The sequence below is a fragment of the Thioalkalivibrio sp. ALE14 genome, from assembly GCF_000376845.1.
In the GTDB taxonomy this organism is placed as follows: Bacteria; Pseudomonadota; Gammaproteobacteria; order Ectothiorhodospirales; family Ectothiorhodospiraceae; genus Thioalkalivibrio.
In genome coordinates, this window is sequence record NZ_AQXY01000003.1 from 1 (window position 1) to 3,599 (window position 3,599).

A 3,599-nucleotide genomic window follows, 5' to 3' on the forward strand; every position below is an offset into this window, starting at 1 on the left:
GGGGCATCGGACGCCGGTGGAAACCCTCAAGGCCTGGCAGCATGAACGCCCCGATTTGTTTCGAAAACGTGTATATGACCAGCCGAGACCTGACATCTAGGTTTGTGGGGGAGTGCATGGACCAGGGAGGGTCCGGAGATGACGCGAGCCAGGAAGGAGCTCGTCTCGGTCGAGACGACGCCGTACTACCACTGTATTTGTCGCTGTGTTCGCCGCGCGTTCCTGTGTGGCGAGGATTTCTATTCGGGCAAGAACTACGAGCACCGGCGCGGCTGGGTGCTGGAGCGCCTGCGTGAGCTGCAGGGCGTGTTCGCGGTGGACGTGTGTGCGTATGCGGTGATGTCGAACCACTATCACCTGGTGGTGCGGCTGGACTCGGATCGGGCGGCGGCGTGGAGCGAAGACGAGGTGATGGAGCGCTGGGAGCGGCTGTTCTCGCTACCGGTTCTGGTCGCCCGCTATCGGGCGGGGCAAACCAAGACGGAGGCGGAGCGCGAGCGGGCGCAGCTGCAGATTGCCGAATGGTGAGCGCGCCTGCAGGACCTGTCCTGGTTCATGCGCAGCCTGAACGAACACCTGGCGCGGCGGGCGAATGCGGAAGATGGCTGAAAGGGCCGCTTCTGGGAAGGCCGCTACAAGAGCCAGGCGCTGCTGGACGACGCGGGAAACGGGGTCAGACCTTGCCTTTTGCCCCTGCAGATTCTGACGGAGGCAAAAGGCAAGGTCTGACCCCTAAACACGTGGGAAGGGAGGGTTCTGGAAGGACCGCTACCATTCCACGGCGTTAATCGTAGGTTCCGGGCATGCTCCGGTAAGCGACACGGCCGACGCCGAAGTCCGGCAGATTCAGAGAGGCGAGGAAGTCCCGGTATTCGCCAAGATTCCGGTACGGACCGTGGACGCCGTTCATCGCGCTCCATTTGGGACCGGCGCCGTAGTCCATGATGTACAGGTTTCCTTCTTGCCGAAACGCGGTCACCCAGTGGTTCGGGCGGCCCCGGGCATTTTCGACAAATACCCACTGCGCCCCGTATTCCGGGTCGATCGCGTTCAGGCTTTCCCTCGCAAAGTTCGCCGAATCCGCGCAGAAACCGCGCGGTCTTGCGTACAAGTTCTCCGGCTCTCGAACCAGCAGGCCGGAAGGCCCCTGATCCCTCAGGCGGCTCTGGATCACATCCTGCCGGCCTCGATCAAACCGGAAGTTTCCGGAAAGCCAGGCCGCAACGTCTTCGTGGGTGGACCAACTGTCGACGGCGGATTCCCACGAATCGGGACCCTCTCGAGTGGCTGTCGTATTGCAGCCCGTTATGAACAGGATGAGGAGTACGGCAAGAAAATAGTGGGCTTTCATTTTGGCAGGCCTCTGATCGGGTCGTCGGTGTCGATCGAGATACAGAACTGACGTTGAGTTGAGGACGAACAGTCGCCTTTTGGTCGAGACAATCGGTGTTGAGTCCGGCAGGCGATGGAGACAGCCTGGATTGATGCGATGTGGCTTTGTGGGTCGGTGCGCCCATCGCGCCGGCGCCCGGGGGGGGCGCCGACGCATTGGGTCAGAACAGGCCGCAGGCGGGGCCGGTGCGTGCCGAGCGGACGTTGCGGATGTCCGGGTGGGCTCGCAGGTCATCCACCATCTGGCTGTACAGGCCGTCCGGGACGTCGCGCGCGAAGGTGATATCGACGGTGCCGTTGCGGCGCATGTTGTAGGCGGTGAAGGCGTCTGCCTCGTAATCGAACAGGATCTGGGCGAGCGCATCTTCGGAAGCGAGTGCTTCCGGTGTGTTCGGCTGGGAGGTGGATGCGCAGCCGCTAACGGCGAGCGGAAGCGAGATCAGGAACAGCAGGGCAAGGGTGAAGCGGATGTTCATGGCGGTGTCTCCTTGCTGGGAGCGACAGGAATGCTCCCCCAGACTATGGCGTTCGGTGCCCACTGACTCGCAGCGGCAGGCCCACGGGCTTTTTACAAGCATATGTTAAAATCAGAAGAAAACAAGGGTAGGGGGTTGGGGCATGCGACTTGGGGCCGCGCGAATGGAACCCGCTGTGGTCCGCCTTTGGCGTCATCTGGCACTTGGTTCGGGTGTCCACTCGTTGAGCCAGCGGGGAAGAAGAGGACACCCATGATTTCTTGACGGTCTGAGGCGGGCTGACTAGGTTTGTGGGGGAGTGCATGGACCAGTGAGGGTCCGGAGATGACGCGAGCCAGGAAGGAGCTCGTCTCGGTCGAGACGACGCCGTATTACCACTGTATTTGTCGCTGTGTTCGCCGCGCGTTCCTGTGCGGCGAGGATTCCTATTCGGGCAAGAACTATGAGCACCGGCGCGGCTGGGTGCTGGAGCGCCTGCGTGAGCTGCAAGGGGTGTTTGCGGTGGACGTGTGCGCGTATGCGGTGATGTCGAACTGTCGACTTCCCCGGATTAGGTCCACGCATAACTAGAGGTTTCCGGGGTGTGTAACTGCCGGTATTCGACCGGCGTCAGGTCCCCCAGCGAATCGTGAGGGATGGTTTCGTTGTAGTCCTGCAGCCACTGCTCGGTGTGTTCACGGACTTCGGTCAGCGTTCGGAAGACGTAGAGGTCCAGGACCCCGCGGCGGTAGCTGCCGTTGAACCGTTCGATGAAGCCGTTCTGCATCGGTTTGCCCGGCTGGATGAAGCTCAGTTCCACGCCCCGCTGTTCGGCCCAGTCGGCGATCGCGGCCGAGACGAACGGAAGAAGAGGACACCCATGATTTCCTTGTTAGGCGTGTCAGAGTGTCATTCGGTGCCCAGTTATGGGGAGGTGAGTCGTGGAAACGGCTGTTGAGCAGTGGATAGTTAGACTGCCCTCTAGCCATCCGAATTATTCGGTGATTAAGTTTCGGCGCAGCGAGCCCGGCAATCAGCGCTATAGAGTGGTGGTCGTGGATACCCAGGAGTTCATGCGCTGCGTTAAGAACGATATAGCGGGCTACGTTGTTCCTGAAGCCGGCACTTGGTCTAAGGAGAAGTTAACGAAAATTCACGAGTTTCTAGATCCATCGAGCGGTGTTCCTGAGATGCCTGTGGTTCACTTCGCAACCAGTCAGAGGCGTAAGCGGGTTTTTGGGATAACCTTGTTTGGCTTGTTCGGCGTTGAAAGGGTCGGGGCCGTTGGCTTCACTAACGGACGGCACCGGTCAAGGTACATGGAGTATGCCGAGGCGAAAGCCTTTCCCGTCGAGGTTGAGGTTGACTATGCCGATGAGCTTGAGGCGCGGTGTGGAATTCGCTTGGGGATAGAAAAAGAGATTGTGCAGAAGGTTGTTCCGGAGGTGGCGGATACGCAGTATCAGCTGCTGGACTTCTTGGGTCGAGCGAGTTCTGGAATAAAGGCCCAGGTGCTCCAGAGCAAGCACCTCGAGGGCCCTCGGAATAGGCAAGTGCGTGTGCGCCTAGACCAAATTGCCGGCGAGTTGCAAAAGCTCCAATTAGAGATTTCAGTACAGGAATAAGCTGCAGATAACGGGGTCGGACCGCGGTAACCCGAGTTACTGTCGAAAGTGGTGTACGGGGGGATTGAGGAAGGCGGCGTATCCGGCTGGAATGGAAGTGCGAGCAACCAGCCAGCCAGAGGAGATA

The 3,599-nt window shown here is 60.1% G+C and carries 3 protein-coding genes and 3 pseudogenes; 3 read left to right on the forward strand and 3 right to left on the reverse strand.

Annotation, left to right across the window (positions count from 1 at the left end):
• Positions 1-138 precede the first annotated feature (138 nt).
• A pseudogene (locus F572_RS14635) lies at positions 139-606 on the forward strand (transposase); the annotation flags it as partial.
• Positions 607-784: 178 nt separating this feature from the next.
• Here the strand turns inward: F572_RS14635 and F572_RS0100035 are convergent.
• Positions 785-1,351 (reverse strand): hypothetical protein, encoded by a 567-nt coding sequence (locus F572_RS0100035; RefSeq protein WP_017940340.1) that lies wholly within the window; start codon positions 1,349-1,351, stop codon positions 785-787.
• A 202-nt stretch (positions 1,352-1,553) separates the two neighbouring features.
• Positions 1,554-1,868, reverse strand: a complete 315-nt coding sequence (locus tag F572_RS0100040; protein WP_017940341.1) for a hypothetical protein — start codon at positions 1,866-1,868, stop codon at positions 1,554-1,556.
• A gap of 324 nt (positions 1,869-2,192) precedes the next feature.
• On the opposite strand from F572_RS0100040, the pseudogene F572_RS14880 reads away from it, so the two are divergent.
• Positions 2,193-2,402 (forward strand): annotated as a pseudogene (locus F572_RS14880) (transposase); the annotation flags it as partial.
• Between the two features lie 16 nt (positions 2,403-2,418).
• Here the strand turns inward: F572_RS14880 and F572_RS14640 are convergent.
• Positions 2,419-2,709, reverse strand: a pseudogene (locus F572_RS14640) (transposase); the annotation flags it as partial.
• 79 nt (positions 2,710-2,788) lie between these two features.
• On the opposite strand from F572_RS14640, the gene F572_RS15840 reads away from it, so the two are divergent.
• Positions 2,789-3,472, forward strand: coding sequence for a hypothetical protein (locus tag F572_RS15840; RefSeq protein ID WP_231291055.1), 684 nt, complete (start codon positions 2,789-2,791; stop codon positions 3,470-3,472).
• Positions 3,473-3,599: the final 127 nt, after the last annotated feature.